Below are 21,519 nucleotides of genomic sequence, written 5' to 3'. Positions count from 1 at the left end.
GAAAGCTTGGGTTGACCACCTTATTTCATCATTTTCAATCGCCATTCTGATCTATTGCACGCTGACCTGCGGCAGCAGTTATGAGACAATTGCTGGCTTTTATTTCAGCCTGCCTCCGATGAACACAAGATCAGACACAACCAACTCCCCACTTTCACCGCAACTGCCTGTCGCGGATGGGGAACGCTATCAGTGGGGCGGCCTGCATGGTTGCAGTGGCTCCCTGGCGATTGCCAATGCGGCAAAGGACTATCAGGGGATCATACTCGTTGTAACACCGGATATGCAGACGGCAACCCGACTCGAATCCGAATTACGCTTCTTTCTGGGTGATGGCAAACTTCCGGTCATCAATTTCCCCGACTGGGAAACCCTCCCCTATGACCTCTTTTCCCCCCTGCCAGAGCTGATCTCGCAACGCCTGCTTACCCTGCAACGTCTACCCTCGATGCAGCAGGGTTTATTGGTCACACCGGTATCCACACTGATGCAGCGGCTGGCTCCAAAACGTTTTCTGGACGCACACGGCCTGGTGATAAAAACCGGCGAAACGTTAAATATCGAAAAGACCCGACGCCGCTTGGAGAGCAGCGGTTATCAATGTGTCTCACAGGTCTTTTCCCACGGGGAGTTTGCGGTGAGAGGATCGCTGCTCGACATCTACCCCATGGGCAGCCAGAGACCCTACCGCATCGACCTGTTCGATGATGAAATCGACTCCATCCGCAGCTTTGATCCGGAGAGCCAGCGATCGCTGCAAAAGATTGAGGTAATCGAGATGCTGCCGGCTCGGGAGTTCCCCCTGGATGATGAGGGAATCCAGCAGTTCAGGCGAAACTACCGCATTCACCTGGAGGGGGATCTGCAACAGAGTCTGATCTATCAGGATGTCTCCGAGGGCAGGATTCCCAGCGGCCTGGAGTACTACCTGCCCCTGTTCTACGAGCAGACGGCCACCCTGTTCGACTATCTGCCAGAAAACCATCTGCTGATACAGTGGGAGGATATCAGGGAGCAGGCCCGAGTTTTTTTCGACGAGATCACCAGCCGATACGAGGAGCGGCGCCACGATATCAGCCGCCCTATCCTGCCGCCCCAACAGCTCTATATGCGGGATGACGAGCTGGCTGCAGCACTGAAAAAAGGGGAATTGATCAGCCTCAGCCACCACGAACTGCCAACTCGATCGAAGGGCTACGCGAAGTTGATCAATTACGACACTCAGCTACCTCCACCGGTAGCCTTTCAGGCACGTAGTAAAACCCCTGCCACGGCACTCAAACAGTTTCTCAAGGATAAGGCAAAACGCACCCTCTTCATTGCCGAAGGTGCGGGGCGGCGTGAAATGCTGCTTGCTACCCTTCGGGATCTTGGCATTCACGCCAATCCGGTGGAGAGCTGGCACAGTTTCCTCGAGAGCGATCTTGAAATCGGTCTCTGTGTGGCGCCTCTGGAGCAGGGTCTCTGGCTGGAAGCTGCTGGATTGAGCATCATCACCGAAACCCAGTTGTATGGCGAACGGGTACGGCAGGAGCGCAGACGACGTAAAGTCAGCCAGGATCCGGACCAGATTGTACGCAATCTGACCGAGCTGCATGTGGGTGCCCCCGTTGTCCATGAAGATCACGGTGTGGGTCGCTATCTGGGGTTGCAAACCCTGGATGTGGCTGGCCAGACCACTGAGTTTCTGACTTTGGAGTACGCCCGGGGTGACAAACTCTATGTACCCGTCGCCTCTCTGCACCTGATCAGCCGTTATGCCGGGGCTTCGCCGGAACATGCCCCACTGCATCGACTTGGTGGTGATCAGTGGGAGAAGACCAAGCGCAAAGCCGCCAAACAGATCCGCGATGTGGCGGCTGAGCTGTTGGAGATCTATGCCCGTCGCGCCGCACGACAGGGGATCGCGTTTCCCACTCCTGATGCGGAATACCAGGCCTTTGCCACCTCCTTCGAGTTCGAGGAGACGCCCGATCAGCAACAGACCATCTCGGCGGTGATCGATGATATGACATCGCCTCAACCGATGGACCGGGTCGTCTGTGGGGATGTTGGGTTCGGCAAGACGGAAGTGGCGATGCGTGCCGCATTTACCGCCACCCAGGGCAATAAGCAGGTTGTGGTACTGGTACCCACCACTCTGCTGGCACAGCAGCACTACCAGAACTTTGCCGACCGATTCGCCGACTGGCCGATCAAAGTGGAGAGTCTTTCAAGATTCCGAACCGGTAAACAGCAACAGGGGGTACTCGACGGACTGAAAAACGGCCGTGTCGACATTGTTGTGGGCACCCATAAACTGCTTTCCGACGGCATCGAATTCAAGAACCTGGGATTGGTGATCGTTGACGAAGAGCACCGCTTCGGCGTACGCCACAAGGAGAAGTTGAAAGCACTTCGTAGTGAAGTGGACCTGCTGACCCTGACCGCAACACCGATTCCACGTACCCTGAACATGGCCATGTCCGGTATGCGCGACCTGTCGATCATCGCAACACCACCGGCCTTGAGACATCCGGTCAAGACCTTTGTCAGTCAATGGAACGATAGTCTGATCACCGAGGCCTGCCAGCGTGAATTGAAACGCGGTGGGCAGATCTATTTTCTGCACAATGAAGTCAGCACCATTGAAAACATGGCCGAGCGGCTGGAGAGCCTGTTACCGGGTGTGCGACTGCAGGTCGCTCATGGACAGATGCGGGAACGGCAGCTGGAAGGCATCATGCGGGACTTCTATCATCAGCGCTTCAATCTGCTGGTCTGTACCACCATCGTCGAGAGTGGTATCGATGTACCGACTGCCAATACCATCATCATCAACCGGGCGGACAAGCTGGGCCTGGCACAACTCCACCAGATCCGCGGACGGGTTGGTCGCTCCCACCATCGTGCCTATGCCTATCTGATCACACCCCCTTCAGCAAGTTTAACATCAGATGCTAAAAAACGCCTGGAAGCTATTGAATCACTTGAAGATCTTGGTGCAGGATTTACCCTCGCCACCCACGACCTGGAAATCCGGGGTGCTGGAGAACTGCTGGGTGATGAGCAGAGCGGGCAAATACAGGAGATCGGCTTTGCCCTCTATACAGAGCTGTTGGAGCGGGCTGTCGAGGCCCTCAAATCGGGCCGCCAGCCCGAACTGGACCGGCCTTTGGATCATGGCACCGAAATCGAACTCAACCTACCTGCCCTGCTACCGGAAGATTATCTTCCTGACGTCCACAGCCGCCTGGTGCTCTATAAACGGATCGCCAGCGCCAAAGACAATGCTGAGTTGCGCGAGCTGCAGGTCGAGATGATCGACCGGTTCGGCCTGTTGCCCGATGCGGCAAAAAACCTGTTTTCCATCACAGAACTGAAACTGCGTGCCCATCCCCTGGGAATACGTAAGATCGAAGCCGGCCCTAAAGGGGCGAGATTGCTCTTCGATGAACAGCCGAAATTCGACCCTGCTACACTGATCAGGCTGATCCAGCAAAAGCCGAATACCTATCGTCTCGAAGGCAACGATAAGCTAAGGTATAACGCTCAGCTGGACAATCCGCTCAACCGGGTTGATAAGATCCACCAATTGCTGGACAGACTGATAGACTAGGGCCTGTTAACACTAATCCAATAGGCCCGAATAGGTTCGAATCTCAGAAGGTATGAAACTCTATGCTGCGTAAGATGATCGTTAAACAGGAAAAAGTGATCATTCTGATCCTCAGTCTGCTGCTCATCGCTCCGATGAACCTGTATGCCGAATCCCATGAGGAACAGGAGTCGGCTCCCTGGTATCAATTCGAGGTCCTGGTATTCCGTCGCATCGCACCTGGCGCCGGATCCACTGAGGGCTGGGCACTTGATCCAGGTATCCCTGACCAGGAGCAGAGTCTACAGCTTAGCCCTGGCCCATTGACTGAGGATGGTCAACCGATCGCCTATCGGGCCTTGCCGGCTGAAGAGAAGAGTCTCACCGAAGCCTGGGGTGCCATGCGCAGATCCCGGGATTATCGCCCTCTCTATCACACCGCCTGGCGTCAACCTGTCGCGCACCCGGATCAGGCAATTCCAATCCATATCAGCCTGGCATCAAAAAGGAAATCGGCCTTCGAGGAACCCTTACCGATTCTGGAGGGGAATATAAAGTTCGGCATCAAGCGCTATCTTCATCTGGAGACGGATCTTCTGTTGAGAGTGGAGGAGGATCAAACACTCAATGAAGCGGAGTATGACCCAGGTCCACAAAACTACCGCATGCAGGAGAAACGACGCATGCGTAGCGGTAAGCTGCACTATCTGGATCACCCGGTATTGGGGATACTCGCCATTGCCACTCGATATGAGATGCCTGCTCCACCCGAAGAGCCTGAACCAGAAGCGGAACTGATCGAGACCACACCAGAGCCATCCACAGAATCACAGCAACCTGAAACGAAAGTGCCTAACACACAATAGACCAGATCCCGAGTTCAGCGCTTCCAATTGGAGAGTGATTGCCGGAACTTGCCGATGAAAGGTCCAAACCGCGGTCGGTAAGTCAGTATCGACGGACAACCGGTATTTAAGATCAACGCACTTTTTCAGACTCGATCTGGCGTAACATCTGCTCAGCGATCTGCTCCGAGAGCTTGCTGACAGCCTCACTGGCGGCAGCCACACCAGCCTCGATCGTTGACCCCTGGATCGGTTCCTGCAAGCGGTTCTGTTGCATCAAAACAATTTTGCGGCGATCAGTTTCGACCAGAGTCCATAACCCCTGCAACTCAATTCTACCATCGACCCTTTCAAAACGCTGAATGGCAAGTTTCAACTCATAGTCCGGTTTCAAGCCCTGTGGCCAAGGATAGGCGATGATCTGCATGGCACTCAACTGCTGCTGTATCCGCTCCCTGACCAGGCCAAGCAGGTTCTCCTGCAGCGAGCCTGCCCACTGATCGAACTCATAGAGTTTGAGGCGATGGCTGGAGCTGCGTTCAATGATTTGCGGGCGATCCAGATACCCGGCCAGCTGCACCTCATCGATGCCGATCACAACCCCACCAGGCCTGGGGGTCAGATCAATCGGACCAAGATTGTTGCTGCCTGCATCCAAGCGGTAAAAGCGGGTTGGCTGTGAAGGTGAGGCGCAACCGATACAGAGGGTGATCAAAAGAAAAACCACCATCCATGACCTGAGTGAAAGCGTATTCATCTGTCTATTGTTTCCCTCTTAGCAAGGCCTCGGGATGGCGTTCAAGATACTCAGACATGATGCGTATCGCCCGTGCTGCACTACCCAGTTCACGCAGCGTGGTGGTGAGTTGACTGATCAATTCCGAATCCTCATTGAGCAACCGGTCGGCTGTATCGACCGTCTCCCCTACCTGGCGAAAGGCTTGATCCCCACTGGCCAGGGTTCTGTCCCAACGGGAAAATGCCGAGGTCAGGTTTTCATCGGTTGCTGAGATCAGTGCCTGAGTCTGTTTCGCGGTACCGGCCACCTCGGTAATCATCGCCCTCGCCTCAAGCAGTGTCGCATTACTGTTCGTCAACAGTTCCGGGGCCTGTTCAGCAAGCAGCAGGCTGATTTGATCGAGTCGCTTGGCAATCTGAAGCAGAGAGGTTGTCAGTCGCTTCAATTCACCATCCGCCATCATCTCATCAATGCTGTCGAGGATCTCTGAAAGCCGTTGAGTAATCCGCTCAACCGGTATCTGCTCTATCGCAGTGGCCAGTTTCTCCATACTCGATTGCACCGTCGGGATTTCAGGATAGCGCTTATCCTCCGCAATCAGCCGGATCGGTGTCTCGGGCATGAAATCGAGTTCAATCTCCAGTTTACCCGTCACCAGGCTTTGCAGATTGAGCCTGGCTCTGAGACCCTGGGCAATCAAATCATCGAGTTCCAGCTTGACGCCACTCTCTGTGACCACCCCATCAACATTCACATGACCATCCCGGATTCCGATCACCACCGGAATTCTGAACTCTTTTGACTCCCGAACATAGGTGATCGACATGGACTCGACCTGCCCCACCTTCACTCCGCGAAAATTGACGGGCGAACCCACCTGCAGGCCTTTCACATCCCCTTCAAAATAGAGAATGAACTGGGTCGGTTTGTTGGCCAGGGAGCCGTTTGAGAAGAGCAACACCGAGGCGAGCCCCAGAGCCAGGCTGGCCAGCACAAAGCTGCCGATAAGGGTTGGACTAATCCTTGATTGCATGACTCGGATCCACCTCTGAATCACCCCGGGTAAGAAATTCACGTACCCTTGGGTCATCTGTTGTCGCCAGTAATTCGTTTGGGTTGCCACTGGCGATCATACGCTTGCACACCGGATCCAGGAACACCGAGTCGTCTCCGATGGCAAAAATACTCGCCAGTTCGTGGGTCACCACCACAATTGTCGTATCGAGGCTCTCACTCAACTCCAGGATCAGCTCATCCAGACGACGAGCGCTGACCGGATCGAGGCCTGCCGATGGTTCGTCAAAGAACAGCAGTTCGGGATCGAGTGACATGGCCCGCGCCAAGCCGGCCCGTTTCTGCATACCGCCGCTGATCTCAGAAGGATAGTAGGCTTCAAAGCCTTTCAATCCCACCAATGCGAGTTTGAAGGAGACCAGTTCACTGATCTCTTTCGTTGACAGGGATGTATAGGTCTGCAGAGGCAGTGCCACATTCTCCGCCAGCGTCATATGGGTCCACAACGCCCCGGACTGGTAGAGTACCCCCATCCGCCGAAGGATCTGATGGCGCTTCTGGCTATCCAGATCCCAGATCGACTCCCCCTGAAAACGGATCTTTCCCTGTGCCGGCTTGTGCAACCCGATGAGATGTCTTAGCAGGGTACTTTTACCGCATCCACTGCCCCCCATGATGATGAATACATCACCGGCATGAATGGTGAAGTTGAGCTCCTGCTGGATCACAAAATCACCATAGGCCATGGTCAGATCCGAGACCTGAATCAGCGGTTTTTGCGCCGTCGAATGATCTCTCTCCGTTGCCAATCCCATTAGAAATCCAGCAGGTTAAAAAGAATGGTGGTAATCGCATCCCATACCACAATCAATAAAATGGCTGTCACCATGGCTGAAGTGGTCGCCTTTCCCACGGCAGCGGAATCCCGGCCACTCTGCAGTCCCCGCAGACAACCGGACATGGCAATCACAATGGCAAACAGGACGCTCTTGATCAGACCGACCGTCAGATCCTCCCAGCCCACCGACTCTCTGCTTTGAATCAAATACTCAAGCAGTGAGAGGTCCAGCACCATGACACTCACCATCAACCCACCGACTATACCGAGCAGGTCAGCCCACAGGGTCAGCAAAGGCAACATGATCACCAGCGCAATCATCCTGGGGAGCACCAGAAAATCGATAATTGAAATACCGAAGGTCTTCAAGGCATCGATTTCATGATTTACTTGCATGCTACCCAATTGGGCGGCGTAGGCAGAACCGGTTCGACCAGCCATGATGATTGCCGTCATCATCGCTCCCATCTCACGCAGAGATCCCAAGGCAACCAGATTGGCCACATAGATCTCAGCACCGAACATCTGCAACTGTATGGCACCGACAAAGGCCAGCACAGCCCCTACCAGGATGGCGATCAGACTGACAATGGGCAAGGCATCAGGTCCTGCCGCCTGCAGCAGGTTGAAAAAATCATCACGGCGAAATCTCGCCCTACCCCTGAGCAGACGCCATAGGGAGAGCACCAGTTCACCGGCGAACTCGGTGAAGCGCAGACACTCCTGCCAGATTGCGATGGCCGCTTCACCGGTACGATACAAAAACGAGAAACGGCGATCTGATCTGCGCGCCCCCTGACGTTCTGCGACAGCCGATCCCAGATCGAGCAGCCGCCGGACTCCTGACGGTAGATCATCCGCATCGAGTCGATACTCCCGATCTGCGCAGTATTCACTTACTTTTTGCAAGACATTCAGCAATCTGCTATCCCAAATACCGAGATCAACCGTTACCAAACGAATCTTTTTAAGGTGAGGCTGTGCTTGCAATTGCTGCTGCAGATGCTGCCAGGGACATACTTCTGAGTGGAGCGTCCAATCCCCCACAAAGGCCAATTCGGCAGTAGCTGGATCGGGGTAGGTAATCTTCAGCGAATGATGGTGCACAGATCAATGTCCATTCACGACTGATAGGGTCACAAACTTATCAATACCATATCCTGGGATTGCTGGGTAGCCCGTTCGCTCCTCTATCAAGATATTTCACACTATGTCGATCTTTACTGTACGCAGTGATCAAGCTTGCCCTGTCAAGCGGGATCCCAATAGAGCTGAGTATTGGATCAGTGTCAACAGACCCAGCTGTGATATAAAGTACAAATCCATGCTAAGAGAATCGGAAGAGCACCATGCCTAAAGAGTTCGGCACCCATGAAAATCACGGCAAAGCCTTGATTGTCGAGGATGAAATAACCAACAGGCTGATCCTGAAAAAACTCCTGCAGAAGCATGGCTATGAGGTCATCGAAGCGGAAAACGGCCGCCAGGCTGTGAGCCTGTTTGAGCAGCACCAGCCAGACATCGTTTTCATGGATGTGATGATGCCGGAAATGGACGGCTATGAGGCTACCATACAGATCAAACAGCGTGCAGGTAACTCGTTTGTACCGATTATCTTTCTCACCGCAATGCAAGACGAGAAGGCACTGGCCCGCTGCGTCGAGGTAGGTGGCGATGACTTTCTCTCCAAGCCATACAGCTTTACCGTACTTTCCGCAAAAGTGAAGGCGATGGAGCGGATCCGCATCCTTCAACAGGATACGCGTATGCTCTACAGCCGGATGCAAAGAGATCAAGAGATTGCCGAGCAGGTCTTCAGTGGTGCTGTGGTTGCCGAAAATGTTGCCCTGGAACATATCCACAGTCTGCTGCAACCTGCCAGCCTGTTCAGTGGCGACCTGATGTTGACCGCTTTTGCCCCATCCCATGATCTGTATGTCCTGCTTGGGGATTTCACCGGTCATGGGCTGGCATCCGCACTGGGCGCCCTGCCGACTTCAGAGGCCTTCCGCTCGATGACAGCCAAAGGGTTTGGTCCACACCAGATACTGCAGGCGATCAATAACAAATTGTACACTCTACTGCCAACCGGCATGTTCATGGCTGTGCAGTTTGTCAAAATCGATCACCAGCTCGACCATATCAAACTGATCAATTGTGGTATGCCGGACTGCTATCTGATCGACAAGGATGGGCGAAGAATCAAACAGAAGATCAACTCCCAATCCCTGCCACTCGGTATAGCGCCGGATATCAACTTAAAGGATGATTTCCACTTTTTGAAAATCAATGAGGGTGACCGGATCATACTGGCAACGGATGGTGTTACCGAGGCACGGAATCCGAAAGGTGAACTGTTCGGGCAGATAAGATATATCGATGCAATCAAGCACAGTATCGATCATGACTACATTCTGGATAATCTGAGTGGTGAGCTGCAGGAATTCTGTAGTGATGCCCCGCAGGATGATGATATCAGTGTTGTAGAAATCCCACTGATTCGACAGATGTTTCCAGCTTTGGGTTCTTCTAAGGCACCCAATAAAAAAGTTGAACATGAATTGCCTGAAACAATTTTGAAAGAACACCCGGACTGCATTGAATTCCAGTTCACACTTTATGGTGCGCAACTGCGTCAAGCCGATCCGATACCGATCCTGATCAATTCAATCCAGGAGACTGCAGGACTGCATGATCATCGACGCCCCCTCTTTACCATACTGACCGAACTGTATGTCAATGCGCTCGACCATGGCATCCTCAAACTGGACTCCAGCCTAAAGCAGGGTGAAAATGGATTTACTGATTATTTCCAACAGCGTGAACAGCGACTAAACAATCTCTCCCAAGGTTGTGTCCGCATAAACCTCAGGATCTACAGTCAGGATAGTGGTGGCCATATCATCATCACGATTGAAGACAGCGGCAATGGTTTTGACTACAGCAATCATAAAAAGGATAGCAGTAATGATCAGCTCTACAGTGGCCGAGGCTTACTGTTGGTCGAGTCCCTTTGTAAACAACTGCACTTCTTTAAACCGGGCAACAAGGCAGAAGCCATCTATGCCTGGGAAAAGACAAAATAGCTTAGTGTCAACAAGCTCGAGCAACCGCTATAATTGACACATTTGAATGCTGACCATTCAGCCGGTTTTTTTATACCAAGGGGTTTGCAACCGACAAGATAGCGTGCAAATGCCAAAAAAGGATTTCTGAAGATGGAGTTCAATATTCCCATCAAACAACAACAAAAAGATCGAGTTAGCGTGAAAAGTGATCTATTCACTCCACGCATGGCGACTGATCTGATAGCCTGACGCCATGGCAAAAACTTTCATCATAGACAGCAACGATGAGACACGTGCTCCGTTCTTACGCGGCATCCTAACCCGTTCGCTGACGGATGCCGGACTGGCATTTGAAACCGCCTACGAGCTCTCATCCGAGATACGCCAGCAGATAGCCGGCAAGGATGAACTGTCGACGGATGAACTGCGTAAACTGGTGCTGAAACAACTTGAGCAACTTGAACAGCACGAAGTCATAGAAAACTATGAGAGCCTTACCCCCAATACACCTGAGATTATGGTCACCGACCGCAAAGGGGTCCCACGCTCCTTTTCAACCATAGAACACCGGCAATCACTGGAGTCATCCGGACTGGGCAGCGATAAGGCTTCACTGATCACCCAATCGGTTTATCTGGATCTGCTTGAATCCTACCAGGAGGGTATTAGCAGCAATAAACTTGGCCGATTGACCCATGAGAAGCTCAAGCAACGATATGGTAAGCGTGCCGCAAACAGCTATCTGGTGTGGACCGACTACAAACACTCCAAACGGCCACTGATATTGCTGATTGGTGGTACCACAGGATGCGGTAAAAGTACCATTGCCACTGAAGTGGCACATCGGCTGAACATCATCCGCACCCAGTCAACCGACATGTTGCGGGAAGTTATGCGTATGATGATTCCGCAACGACTGATGCCTGAACTGCACACCTCTTCATTCAACGCCTGGCATAAAACCCTGAGGCAACATGAGCATGAGGGAAGTACCGAAGAGCTGATGATTCATGGCTATCTTCACCAGTCGGAACTGGTATCTGTACCCTGTGAAGCGGTAGTACAGCGAGCCCTGAAAGAGAGAGTCTCACTGATCCTTGAAGGGGTACATGTCACCCCTACCCTGTACAACCTGTTCAAGGATCACAGCGATGCGGTGATCGTACCGATCGTGCTGGCGGTGTTGAAACAGAACCAATTGAAACATCGTCTGAAAGATCGGGGCATCACCGCTCCCGAACGCAGTGAAGACAGCAACTATCTGTCGAATTTCGAATCGATCTGGATGCTGCAGAGTCACCTGCTATCCGAAGCGGATAATCACAGTGTCTCTATCATCGCCAACGACAATAAAGACCAGGCGACCGATCACATCATGCGATTGATAATTGAAGTGTTAGAGCAGAATTTTCATGCTAAAGTTGAGGATGTATTTGGCATGGAATAACAAGCCAATCTGGCACTGAAGTTTGAGCATGCGCCTATTGCCGTGACCGGTTCAACTCATCTGAGGTTAACTCAACTTGATAACGACCCATAAAGGTCTATTGATCATACTCGATGGTCTGGGTGATCGGGGTATCCCCTCGTTTGGCGGTAAAACACCTTTGGAAGTCGCTGAGACACCGAATATGGACAGTCTCGCCAGCGCCGGACAATGTGGCCTCATCGATCCGCTCTTCCCCGGCATGCCGGTCGGTACCCATACCGGTTTCTGCCCTCTGTTCGGCTTATCCCAACAACAGGCCGTTGAGCTTGCCCGCGGTCCTGTTGAGGCTTCCGGGGTTGGTTTAAGCAGCAGCGATCAGGCGCTCTACTTCCGCTGTAACTTTGCCACGATCGAGCGAAAGGGCAAGCGATTCAAAATCCTTGACCGGCGTGCTGGCCGAATCAATCAAGGCACCGGAGCCCTCGCCTCAGATATTGGTCAAGTCGATCTGGGCGAAGGCATAACGGCGAGTCTGCATCCTGCCACACAACATCGGGTAGTACTTCAGTTGGAAGGTATCGGCCTGTCGAATGATATCGGCAACTCAGACCCGGGCAATGATTACCGCAATAAAGGACTACTCACTTGCCAGGCCAACACCCCGGGAGATGCCGCTGCTGAAAAAACCGCCCGCTGCATCAATCGTCTGATCGAGATTGTCTACGAAAAGCTCGATCAACACCCGCTCAATCAACGTCGTCGGGAGCATGGCCTGGTGCCGGCAAACGGTATTATCTGTCGCAGCCCCGGCAAGCTGCCGAAAATAAAATCCTTACTTCGCCATCTTAAAATCGATGTCGGTGTTATTTCCGGCGAACGGACAGTACTCGGATTCGGTAAACTGCTTGGCTACCGGCTGTATGAGAACCCACGTTTCACTGGCGCCAAGGATACCGACCTGCAGGCCAAAGTGGAGTCAGCTCGCAGTGCATTGAAAGAGAACGATCTGGTCTATCTCCACATAAAAGCTACTGACATTGCCTCACACGATATGGATCCCATGAGTAAACGTGAGATATTGTCGAAGTTTGACGATGCCATAGCACCCTTGATCAATGATGAGCTGGTGATTGGGATCACCGCTGACCACAGCACAGACAGTAATACGGGGCGCCACACAGGAGACCCGGTTCCCAGTCTGATTTTCAATCCCTGTGGTAGAGTCGATAGCTGCACAAGCTTTTCAGAGTCGGCTTGCACAATGGGTGGCCTTGGACGGATCAACAGCCTGGGATTCCTGATCACCTTCCTGGATCAGATGAATCGTCTGGAAAACTTCAGGCCGAAAGACGGCGCATATCTATTCTGAGACCGGGATTCCAGCCGTCTCACCGAACTGTTCCACAATATCGATTTCAAGGCATATACTTATACCATCTCTCTATCCGGATAGCCCCCCACCATGAACAATCCAGAACAGATCCCAGATCAGTACGAGACAACAGAGAACCAGGTAAGCAACGAGCCGAGCGCAGTCGATCTTGATGATGCCAGTCTCTACTTAAACAGAGAGCTCACCTGGCTTTCATTCAACCGCCGCGTACTGGCCGAGGCCTCCAGGGAGAAAAGCCCACTGCTTGAAAGGGTCAAGTTTCTGGCCATCGTCAGCAATAATCTGGATGAGTTTTTCATGAAACGCATGGGCGGCCTGAAACAGCAGGTGGCCGCTGGTATCAGTGTACCGAGTGTCGATGGTAGAACACCGATGCAACAGCTTGAGGAGTGCCACAAAGTCACCCGGGAGATGCAACAGACCCAGGAGCAGATCTATAACGAACTGCTGCAGGCTCTGTCAGAGGAACAGATACGCATCAGTGAATATCAGTCCCTTGATGAACATCAACAAGAGAAGTTACGGGACCATTTTCAGCAGAACATTTTTCCCATGCTGACCCCCCTGGCCATGGACCCGAGCCACCCTTTTCCATTTATTTCCAATTTGACCCTCAATCTGCTGGTGACACTTCGCTTTCCAGGAGGCCACGATCTGCATATGGCGAGGGTGAAAGTTCCAGTCAGTCAGGATGTTTCATCAAGACTGATCAAGGTTGGCGAAGATTACACCTATGTCACCCTGGATGACCTGATTGCCAACAATCTGGATATGTTGTTCCCGGGTATGGCGATCGAATCCTGTGATCTGTTTCGGGTTACCCGTAATGCCAATGTGGAACTGGATCAGGAAGCGGCAAATGACCTGTTGGAAACCATCGAGAGTGAACTACGCGAGCGTCACTTTGCCCCCATCGTTCGCCTGGAGATTTCAAACGGCATGAATGCCGTTCACCGCGGCATGTTGGCAGCGGAACTGGGACTGAATGAAGAGCAGGATGTCTATACCATCGAAGGCATGATGGCGCTTCGGGATCTGTTTGAGTTGACCAAACTCAACCTTCCGGAACTTCATGACTTACCTCACCACCCAGTCGATCACCCTCAACTGGCCCACGATCGGCGTAACATCTTTCATATCCTGCGCGATCATCAAGGCCTGTTGTTACAACACCCCTATGAATCGTTCAGCACCACGGTTGAGCGTTTCCTGCGTACAGCGGCTGAAGACCCGAAGGTGCTGGCGATAAAGATGACCCTCTATCGCACCTCCGCCGATGGCAATGTACTCGATTCACTGACCAAGGCAGCGCGTAACGGCAAACAGGTTGCCGTACTGGTTGAACTGAAGGCCAGATTTGATGAAGCCGCAAATATCCGTTGGGCGAGAAGACTTGAACAGGCTGGCATTCATGTCACTTACGGCGTGCTCGGCCTGAAAACCCACAGTAAGCTGATCATGGTGATCCGCAAGGATTACTCACAATTACGGCGTTACTACCATATCGGCACAGGTAATTATCATGCCGGCACGGCACGTCTCTATACCGACCTGGGTTTATTGGGTTGCGATGAAGAGATAGGCAAGGATCTGACGGAACAGTTCAACTACCTTACCGGATACTCACCACCACCCAGTTACCGCAAAATTCTGGCGGCACCCTACACCCTGAAACAGTCTCTGTTGAATAAGATAGAGCGTGAGATCAAAATCCACCGGGAGTCCTCCACTGGCCATATTCAGTTGAAGATGAATGCGCTGGAAGACCCTGACATCGTCAAATCCCTCTACAAGGCCACACAGGCTGGGGTCAAAGTGGAACTTATCGTTCGCGATACCTGTCGATTCCGCCCCGGCATCAAAGGCTTGAGCGAGAGCGGCAGTGTGGTCAGTATCGTTGGACGTTTTCTGGAACACGCACGAATCACCTACTTCCACAACGGTGGCGATGAGGAGTACTTCATCGGCTCTGCCGACCTGATGCAGCGCAATCTGATGCAACGGGTTGAAGTCCTGGTTCCGGTAGAAGCCCCGGCACTGCGTCAGGAGTTGCGGCTGATGCTGGATGTACAACTGGGTGACAAGCACAACGCCTGGGACATGCAGTCTGACGGCACCTACATCCGTCGCACACCCGCTGAAGAGGATAAATCACTCAACTGTCAGGAGACACTGATCGGAGTTGCGGAAAGGCGCCTGGAAGCCGCCAAGAAGCATCGTGAAAAGCGTATGCGGGAAAAACTGATGACCCATTTCAAACACCGTCTGAAAAATCACAGCCAGAACGGTGGGAATGGGTAACGATAGCTCCTGCTTGAATTATCATGCATGCGCTGGCTGACAAAGGTCAGTCAGCGCCATTCAGAGAAAGCTGAATCCTCCGGTCAGGACTCAGTCTGCAGGTCCTCACTCTGATCTTCTTCGGTTTTGTCGGTTCGGCTGAGAATCACCTGGTGAATTCGTCGGGTGGACGCATCTTCGACTCGCACCATCAGACCATCCAGTTCAAATTTCTCATCTTTAGCCGGAATCCGTTCGGTATGCTCAAGCAACCATCTGTTGATTGTGTCGGTTGGCTTGCCAGGAATATCGATGGAGAAAAACTCCTCAACAACGCGCAACTCCGCTGTCCCCTTCACCAGTATATTACTATCGTCCAGCACCAACAGATCATCGGGCTTTTCGTCACTTTCGTCGTAGATCTCACCCACCAGCTCTTCAAGCATATCCTCAAGTGAGATGACGCCCACCATCGCACCATGCTCATCAACCACAACGGCCAGATGAGTGCTTTTATTTTTCAGAATTCGAATCAACTCATCGATCGGTGTGATGGCTGAGGTGAACAAGGGCTCCTGACCCAACTCTTTGAGTTCCACATCCAACTCACCCTTGGCAATGATACCGATCAGGTCCCGCAGGATGATCACACTGACGATTTCATCCGGGTCTTCACTATAGACCGGAATTCGGGAATATCCTTCGGTCAGTATATTCGGTAGCACATCCCTTAGGGTGCGACAACCATCGAGCCGAAACACCTGGCGCCTGGGGGTCATCACATCCTCAGCCTTGAGGTCATTGAAGCTGAAGATGCGCTCAATCATCTCCCGCTCATCGGTGTCGATGACACCCTCTTCCTCTCCATGCTCGATCAGTGTGATCACCTCTGATTCCGTAATCAGCGGATCATCCATCGCCTTGGTAGAGGACTGTACCCAGTTGGTGAACTGCAGAAACAGCCAGACCAGCGGGTAGATCAAGCGCATGAATCCATAGATGAGGGGTGATATTGCCAGTGAGATACGTTCGGAGAAACGGGTTGCCAGACTCTTCGGGGTAATCTCACCGAAAATCAGAATCACGATGGTCAGTATACCGACCGCAATGCCTGGGCCACTATCGCCGAAGTAGTCTGTTGCAATCACTGTGGCCATGGCGGATGCAGCGATATTGACCACATTATTGCCGATCAGAATCGTGATCAGCATTCGGCTGGGATCTTTTTTCAGGATGTAGAGAGCATGAGCGCCACTTCTACCCTCCTTGTACAATGCCTCGGCACGAGCCATCGATAGGGATACCAGAGCTGTCTCAGAACCGGAGAAGACGCCCGACAGCACGAGCAGTGCCACCAAAATTAGATAACTTTCCACGAAGTTGCTTTAAAATTTCGCCAGATTTGGCCCAGTTATGATTATCTCTATTGGGGACTTGAATCACAAGTAATCCCAACGCTTTATTTATAACCACTAGGATACAGCGGCTTGTCACAAGATGACATCAGTTAATTTATTCATGTTTTATCAACAAGTTAATTATAAAACTTAATAATACCTAAGAAATGATATACATTTTAATCCCAGGATATAGGGTGAGGTCATCCTTGATCCCCAACCCAGTCAGTTTAAAAACCATCAAGGCTGCTGAGCAAAGAGACTGGAAAATAGCGCGATACCCAGCCTGGACAGATATTGCAGGCACCCTGTAAGCGGGTATCGATCAAAATATGAAAACAAGGTTAAGTTATTCAGCCACCATACGGTACAATTTACCTATTGGGTCTACTCGTGTGGTGTAACGTATAAACTCACCCAATCAGCGAGACGCTAAGCCGATAGCTGCTTGGCACGAGGCGCCATAGCCTGCACGCTACGCCTTGTCTTGAGGCGTTCACGGGGCTCTGAATACTAGAGTTTATACGTTACGCCACACGAGGCCCTCTGACGTCTCCTGACCACCACCAGACATTTGGGCCCCAATGCCGAAAATTTTAATCGTAGAAGATGAACCGGAGATTCGTGAGATGATCCGCTTTGCGTTGGAACCGAAAGGATTTGTGATAAGCGAAGCCGATAATGCCCAGGATGCGCGAAAACTGTTGGCAGATCACAACTATGATCTGATCCTGATGGATTGGATGCTGCCCGGCAGATCAGGATTGGATCTCACCAAGGAGCTGAAACAGGTATCACCAGTCTCTACACCGATCATCCTGCTCACGGCAAAAACGGATGAATCGGACAAGGTGGTAGGCTTGGACAGTGGTGCGGATGATTACATCACCAAACCCTTCTCCACCAGGGAGATGATTGCACGAATCAAAGCGGTATTACGGCGCTCTGGCGGCTCTTCAGAGCAACAGGCGGTTGCCTATCACGGTTTGATCCTCGATCCGGTCAAACATCTTGTACTGATCAATGAGACGCCCCTGCATCTCTCCCCAGCAGAGTATCGTCTACTCTATTTTTTCATGAGTCATCCCGAGCGTGCTTATAGCCGATCCCAGATTCTGGATCACGTCTGGGGTAATGATGTCTATGTGGATGAGAGAACCGTTGATGTACACATACGCCGTTTGAGAAAATTACTGACGCCTTCCAACCACCATCGTTTCATACAGACCGTTCGCGGGGTTGGATATCGATTTACACCACAGCCTGCCAGTCATAACTCAGAAAAATCGTGAGAAATTATCTCAACATTGAAATCAGTCAGTTAACTGGCGCATTGCTGGTTGTTTTACCGTTTGGATATTTGGCTGACACACTGACTCTTGCCGCTGTATTTGCGATTACCGCCTATCTGACCAAACATGGCTTCTATCTGATCAAACTTGCCCATTTGATCCATCACGGTAAACCAATCACACCACCATACCCTGCTGATATCTGGGGTATGATCTACAAAGAGCTATCCAGGCATCGACTGCGAAGTCGTAAACGTAAACGTACCCTGAACCGGTTCGCTTCACGTTTCAGAAAAGTCACCAGCTCGATACCGGATGGCTTAATCCTGCTCAATAAATCCGGAAATATCGAATGGGCCAATCCTGCAGCCAACAATCTGCTCCACATCAGTTGGCCAAGGGATGAAAATCTCTCCCTGCTGGAACGGATCAAACATGATGATCTGGCAGACTATTTGAAAAATCCTGACTATTCCAAACCCCTGGAGTTTCCATCCCCGGTCAACAAGGCAATTATTGTTTCTCTACGCGTCACCCGCTTTGGCGGCAAAAAGGCCCAGCGTCTGGTCGTGGTCAGGAACATTACCGACGTCTACACACTGAATCAGACACGTCGGGATTTTGTCTCAAATGTATCCCATGAGTTAAGAACACCACTCACGGTTATCACCGGATTTCTGGAGAATCTGGGAGACAACGAGATGCTGCCGTTCCAACAGCGCCCTTTCACCTTGATGAGCCAACAGGCTGAACGGATGAACAGTATCATCAATGACCTGCTTGCCTTGTCCCGACTGGAGATGGGTGAGGCACCATCATCCGACAAGCCAATCGCAGTACCCGAGCTGCTCAGTAGAATTGTTGATCAGGCACGCCTGCTGGCCGATCAAAAAGGTGGTTATTCGATAAATCTGCAGGTGGATGATCAGCTATACCTGCTGGGTGAAGAGAGTGAGCTGACCAGTGCTTTTTCAAATCTGGTATTCAATGCCATTGTCCATACTCCACCTGGCACTGAGATCAATATCAGTTGGCAAAGTTTGGACAATCAGGCCTGCCTGACAGTTGCCGACAGTGGGCCGGGGATCGAACAAAGACATATTCCCAGGTTGACCGAAAGATTCTATCGTGCGGATAAGGCCCGCTCCCGTCAGTCGGGTGGAACCGGCCTTGGACTGGCCATTGTTAAACACATTATCGGACGCCATGACGGCGAACTGCAGATCGCCAGTCAGCTGGGTTCAGGCAGCCAATTCAAGTGCCTGTTTCCGGAAGATGTCATTTTGCATAAATGCAATCTGAAAACGCTGGAGGAACAAGAACAACTCAGCAACGACTTGGAATCAGCCCAAGACATGTGAAGATGGCAGAGGAAGCTGCCTAGAGATGTACGGTCGACTGGCCCATACTGCCGGTCCAGTCTGAATCATATACTGACCAAAACAGACACAGCCTTATGCCGTCTCTTCTTCCTTGTCTTCCAGTTCGATGGTGTAGTTGATATTAACCCGATCCCGCAGCTCTTTACCGGGTTTGAAGTGCGGCACGTATTTGCCTGAAAGCGCGACTGTTTTGCCAGTTTTTGGATTACGTCCCATTCTAGGTGGTCTGTAGTGCAGTGAGAAACTGCCAAAACCACGAATCTCGATCCGCTCTCCAGACGCAAGTGATTGACTCATATGTTCAATCATACACTTAACTGCCAGTTCAACATCCCTGTAGGCGAGATGACTTTGCTCCTTGGCAATAATTTCTATTAGTTCGGATTTTGTCATTCTTGTAAGTTCTCCAATTCGCCGTTTTGTAAGGGGTTGCACCTTGAGTGCAACCCCTTATTTGCGGTTTCGGAGTCTTTCTGTTGCAGACTCCAGGACCTATCAGTCGCCCTGATTATCCATCTGCTCCTTCAGCAAGTCACCCAATGTCGGGGCACTGCTTGCAGCATCTCTGGCGTAACCTTTGATGGCTGCAGCCTCTTCATCAGCATCCTTAGCCTTGATCGAGAGCGAAATGGTACGGTTTTTACGATCGACTCCGATGAATTTAGCTTCAACTTCATCACCTTCCTTGAGTATGGAACGGGCATCCTCAACACGATCACGAGAGAGCTCTGAAGCCCGCAGATAACCTTCAACACCATCGGCCAGAGCAATCACCGCACCCTTAGCATCAACCTCGGCAACGGTTCCCTTGACGAAACTGCCTTTTTCATTGGCAGCAACGAACAGTGAGAACGGATCCTGTGCCAACTGCTTGATACCCAGAGAGATACGCTCACGCTCAGGGTCAACAGAGAGTACAACGGTCTCAACTTCGTCACCCTTCTTGAAGTTGCGGATGGCATCTTCACCTTCATCATCCCAAGAGATATCCGACAGATGAATCAAACCGTCGATACCACCATCAAGGCCGATGAAGATACCGAAGTCAGTGATCGACTTGATGCTGCCGCTGACATGGTCGCCCTTCTTATGAATGGCGGCAAACTCATCCCATGGGTTGGGCTTGCACTGTTTGATACCGAGCGAGACACGACGGCGCTCTTCATCGATATCCAGAACCATGACCTCAACCTCATCTCCCAGGGATACAATCTTTGAGGGGTGAACGTTTTTGTTGGTCCAATCCATCTCGGAGACATGCACCAGACCTTCAACGCCCTCTTCGATCTCAACAAAGCAGCCGTAATCGGCAATGTTGGTAACCTTACCGAACAGACGGGTGCTTTCAGGATAGCGACGTGCCAATGCAACCCAAGGATCGTCACCCATCTGCTTGAGACCCAGTGAAACACGATTGCGGTCACGATCAAATTTCAAAATCTTGACGCGGATCTCATCACCGATCTCGACAACCTCGGAAGGATGTTTAACACGCTTCCAGGCCATATCGGTGATGTGTAGCAGGCCGTCGATACCACCCAGGTCGACGAAGGCACCGTAATCGGTGAGGTTCTTGACCACACCGGTGACTTCCTGGCCTTCCTGAAGGTTCTCGAGCAGCTTCTCCCGCTCTTCGCTGTATTCCTGTTCAACAACAGCACGGCGTGAAACCACCACGTTGTTGCGACGGCGATCCAGCTTGATCACTTTGAATTCCAGATCCTTACCTTCCAGGTAAGCGGTATCGCGTACCGGACGCACATCCACCAGTGAGCCTGGGAGGAATGCACGGATATCGTTCAATTCAACAGTGAAGCCACCTTTTACCTTGCCATTGATGCGTCCAATGACGGTCTCTTCAGCTTCGTGAGCTTTCTCAAGAACTTTCCAAGCCTGGTCGCGCTTGGCTTTTTCACGGGAGAGTCGGGTTGCGCCAAAGCCATCTTCAACAGCATCCAGGGCCACTTCGACCTGATCACCAATTTCTACTTCGATCTCACCGGCATGGTTGAGAAATTGTGAACGGGGAATGACGCCTTCGGACTTCAGGCCGGCATTGACGATAACAGCTTCAGAGGTGATATCGAGAACGGTACCAATGATGATGGCGCCGCTGCGAAGCTGGGTACTGGAGAGACTCTCCTCAAATAATTCTGCAAAACTTTCGGTCATGGGATTGGGTTTCCTGCAACATGTCTGTTGCACAGGTGAAGTGTGATCTAGCTGATCATACCCACCAGGGTTAAAGTTAAAACAAAGCCGGGA

Annotated in this window: 15 protein-coding genes; 8 read left to right on the top strand and 7 right to left on the bottom strand. The window is 51.7% G+C overall.

What is annotated here, in order from left to right:
• The first annotated feature begins 118 nt into the window (after positions 1-118).
• On the top strand, positions 119-3,598 hold the full coding sequence (mfd, locus tag A3193_RS06955) for a transcription-repair coupling factor (protein WP_069014389.1): 3,480 nt from the start codon (positions 119-121) through the stop codon (positions 3,596-3,598).
• Positions 3,599-3,660: 62 nt separating this feature from the next.
• Positions 3,661-4,443: a CsiV family protein gene (locus tag A3193_RS06950; protein WP_069005598.1), complete on the top strand. Its 783-nt coding sequence runs from the start codon at positions 3,661-3,663 to the stop codon at positions 4,441-4,443.
• Positions 4,444-4,555: 112 nt separating this feature from the next.
• On the opposite strand, the gene A3193_RS06945 is transcribed toward A3193_RS06950, so the two are convergent.
• From A3193_RS06945 to A3193_RS06930, 4 genes are read right to left on the bottom strand one after another with little or no spacing between them, the layout of a single operon-like run.
• Positions 4,556-5,179 carry a PqiC family protein gene (locus A3193_RS06945; protein WP_083218362.1) on the bottom strand — a complete coding sequence of 208 codons (624 nt, stop codon included), beginning with the start codon at positions 5,177-5,179 and terminating at the stop codon, positions 4,556-4,558.
• A 4-nt stretch (positions 5,180-5,183) separates the two neighbouring features.
• Positions 5,184-6,194, bottom strand: coding sequence for an MlaD family protein (locus A3193_RS06940; RefSeq protein ID WP_069005600.1), 1,011 nt, complete (start codon positions 6,192-6,194; stop codon positions 5,184-5,186).
• Positions 6,178-6,990, bottom strand: coding sequence for an ABC transporter ATP-binding protein (locus A3193_RS06935; protein ID WP_069005601.1), 813 nt, complete (start codon positions 6,988-6,990; stop codon positions 6,178-6,180). The genes A3193_RS06940 and A3193_RS06935 overlap by 17 nt, the downstream gene beginning before the upstream one ends.
• Positions 6,990-8,120, bottom strand: a complete 1,131-nt coding sequence (locus A3193_RS06930; RefSeq protein ID WP_069005602.1) for an MlaE family ABC transporter permease — start codon at positions 8,118-8,120, stop codon at positions 6,990-6,992. Before A3193_RS06930 ends, A3193_RS06935 begins: the two co-directional genes overlap by 1 nt.
• Positions 8,121-8,362: 242 nt before the next feature.
• On the opposite strand from A3193_RS06930, the gene A3193_RS06925 reads away from it, so the two are divergent.
• The 4 genes from A3193_RS06925 (at position 8,363) to ppk1 (ending at position 15,204) form a co-directional block, all read left to right on the top strand.
• On the top strand, positions 8,363-10,099 hold the full coding sequence (locus A3193_RS06925) for an ATP-binding SpoIIE family protein phosphatase (RefSeq protein WP_069005603.1): 1,737 nt from the start codon (positions 8,363-8,365) through the stop codon (positions 10,097-10,099).
• Positions 10,100-10,334: 235 nt separating this feature from the next.
• Positions 10,335-11,528, top strand: a complete 1,194-nt coding sequence (locus tag A3193_RS06920) for an ATP cone domain-containing protein (protein ID WP_069014388.1) — start codon at positions 10,335-10,337, stop codon at positions 11,526-11,528.
• 76 nt (positions 11,529-11,604) lie between these two features.
• A complete protein-coding gene (gene apgM, locus A3193_RS06915) occupies positions 11,605-12,879 on the top strand; it encodes a 2,3-bisphosphoglycerate-independent phosphoglycerate mutase (protein WP_083218601.1) in 1,275 nt (424 codons plus the stop codon).
• Positions 12,880-12,972: 93 nt separating this feature from the next.
• Positions 12,973-15,204 carry a polyphosphate kinase 1 gene (ppk1, locus tag A3193_RS06910; RefSeq protein WP_069005605.1) on the top strand — a complete coding sequence of 744 codons (2,232 nt, stop codon included), beginning with the start codon at positions 12,973-12,975 and terminating at the stop codon, positions 15,202-15,204.
• Positions 15,205-15,287: 83 nt separating this feature from the next.
• Here ppk1 and A3193_RS06905 read toward each other — a convergent pair whose 3' ends face one another.
• A complete protein-coding gene (locus A3193_RS06905) occupies positions 15,288-16,538 on the bottom strand; it encodes a hemolysin family protein (RefSeq protein ID WP_162272478.1) in 1,251 nt (416 codons plus the stop codon).
• Positions 16,539-17,164: 626 nt separating this feature from the next.
• On the opposite strand from A3193_RS06905, the gene phoB reads away from it, so the two are divergent.
• Both phoB and phoR read left to right on the top strand, forming a co-directional pair.
• Complete coding sequence (phoB, locus tag A3193_RS06900; RefSeq protein ID WP_069005607.1) at positions 17,165-17,872, top strand: phosphate regulon transcriptional regulator PhoB; 708 nt, start codon at positions 17,165-17,167, stop codon at positions 17,870-17,872.
• Entirely contained in the window at positions 17,869-19,233 is a 1,365-nt protein-coding gene (phoR, locus tag A3193_RS06895) for a phosphate regulon sensor histidine kinase PhoR (protein WP_069005608.1), read from the top strand. The genes phoB and phoR overlap by 4 nt, the downstream gene beginning before the upstream one ends.
• A 93-nt stretch (positions 19,234-19,326) precedes the next feature.
• On the opposite strand, the gene ihfB is transcribed toward phoR, so the two are convergent.
• Positions 19,327-19,647: an integration host factor subunit beta gene (gene ihfB, locus A3193_RS06890; RefSeq protein ID WP_069005609.1), complete on the bottom strand. Its 321-nt coding sequence runs from the start codon at positions 19,645-19,647 to the stop codon at positions 19,327-19,329.
• Between the two features lie 102 nt (positions 19,648-19,749).
• Entirely contained in the window at positions 19,750-21,426 is a 1,677-nt protein-coding gene (gene rpsA, locus A3193_RS06885) for a 30S ribosomal protein S1 (RefSeq protein ID WP_069005610.1), read from the bottom strand.
• Positions 21,427-21,519: the final 93 nt, after the last annotated feature.

Source organism: Candidatus Thiodiazotropha endoloripes, assembly GCF_001708965.1.
GTDB classification, from domain to species: domain Bacteria; phylum Pseudomonadota; class Gammaproteobacteria; order Chromatiales; family Chromatiaceae; genus Thiodiazotropha; species Thiodiazotropha endoloripes.
Note: the sequence above shows the minus strand (reverse complement) of the source record. Positions and strands in the feature narration are given on the sequence as shown.

What these genes read in the sequence shown, in the direction of transcription:
- ppk1 (WP_069005605.1), top strand. Translation starts at nt 12,973, where the DNA reads ATGAACAATCCAGAACAGATCCCAGATCAGTACGAGACAACAGAGAAC.
- A3193_RS06925 (WP_069005603.1), top strand. Translation starts at nt 8,363, where the DNA reads ATGCCTAAAGAGTTCGGCACCCATGAAAATCACGGCAAAGCCTTGATT.
- A3193_RS06945 (WP_083218362.1), bottom strand. Translation starts at nt 5,179, where the DNA reads ATGAATACGCTTTCACTCAGGTCATGGATGGTGGTTTTTCTTTTGATC.
- phoB (WP_069005607.1), top strand. Translation starts at nt 17,165, where the DNA reads ATGCCGAAAATTTTAATCGTAGAAGATGAACCGGAGATTCGTGAGATG.
- rpsA (WP_069005610.1), bottom strand. Translation starts at nt 21,426, where the DNA reads ATGACCGAAAGTTTTGCAGAATTATTTGAGGAGAGTCTCTCCAGTACC.
- A3193_RS06950 (WP_069005598.1), top strand. Translation starts at nt 3,661, where the DNA reads ATGCTGCGTAAGATGATCGTTAAACAGGAAAAAGTGATCATTCTGATC.
- ihfB (WP_069005609.1), bottom strand. Translation starts at nt 19,647, where the DNA reads ATGACAAAATCCGAACTAATAGAAATTATTGCCAAGGAGCAAAGTCAT.
- A3193_RS06920 (WP_069014388.1), top strand. Translation starts at nt 10,335, where the DNA reads ATGGCAAAAACTTTCATCATAGACAGCAACGATGAGACACGTGCTCCG.
- A3193_RS06935 (WP_069005601.1), bottom strand. Translation starts at nt 6,990, where the DNA reads ATGGGATTGGCAACGGAGAGAGATCATTCGACGGCGCAAAAACCGCTG.
- A3193_RS06940 (WP_069005600.1), bottom strand. Translation starts at nt 6,194, where the DNA reads ATGCAATCAAGGATTAGTCCAACCCTTATCGGCAGCTTTGTGCTGGCC.
- mfd (WP_069014389.1), top strand. Translation starts at nt 119, where the DNA reads ATGAACACAAGATCAGACACAACCAACTCCCCACTTTCACCGCAACTG.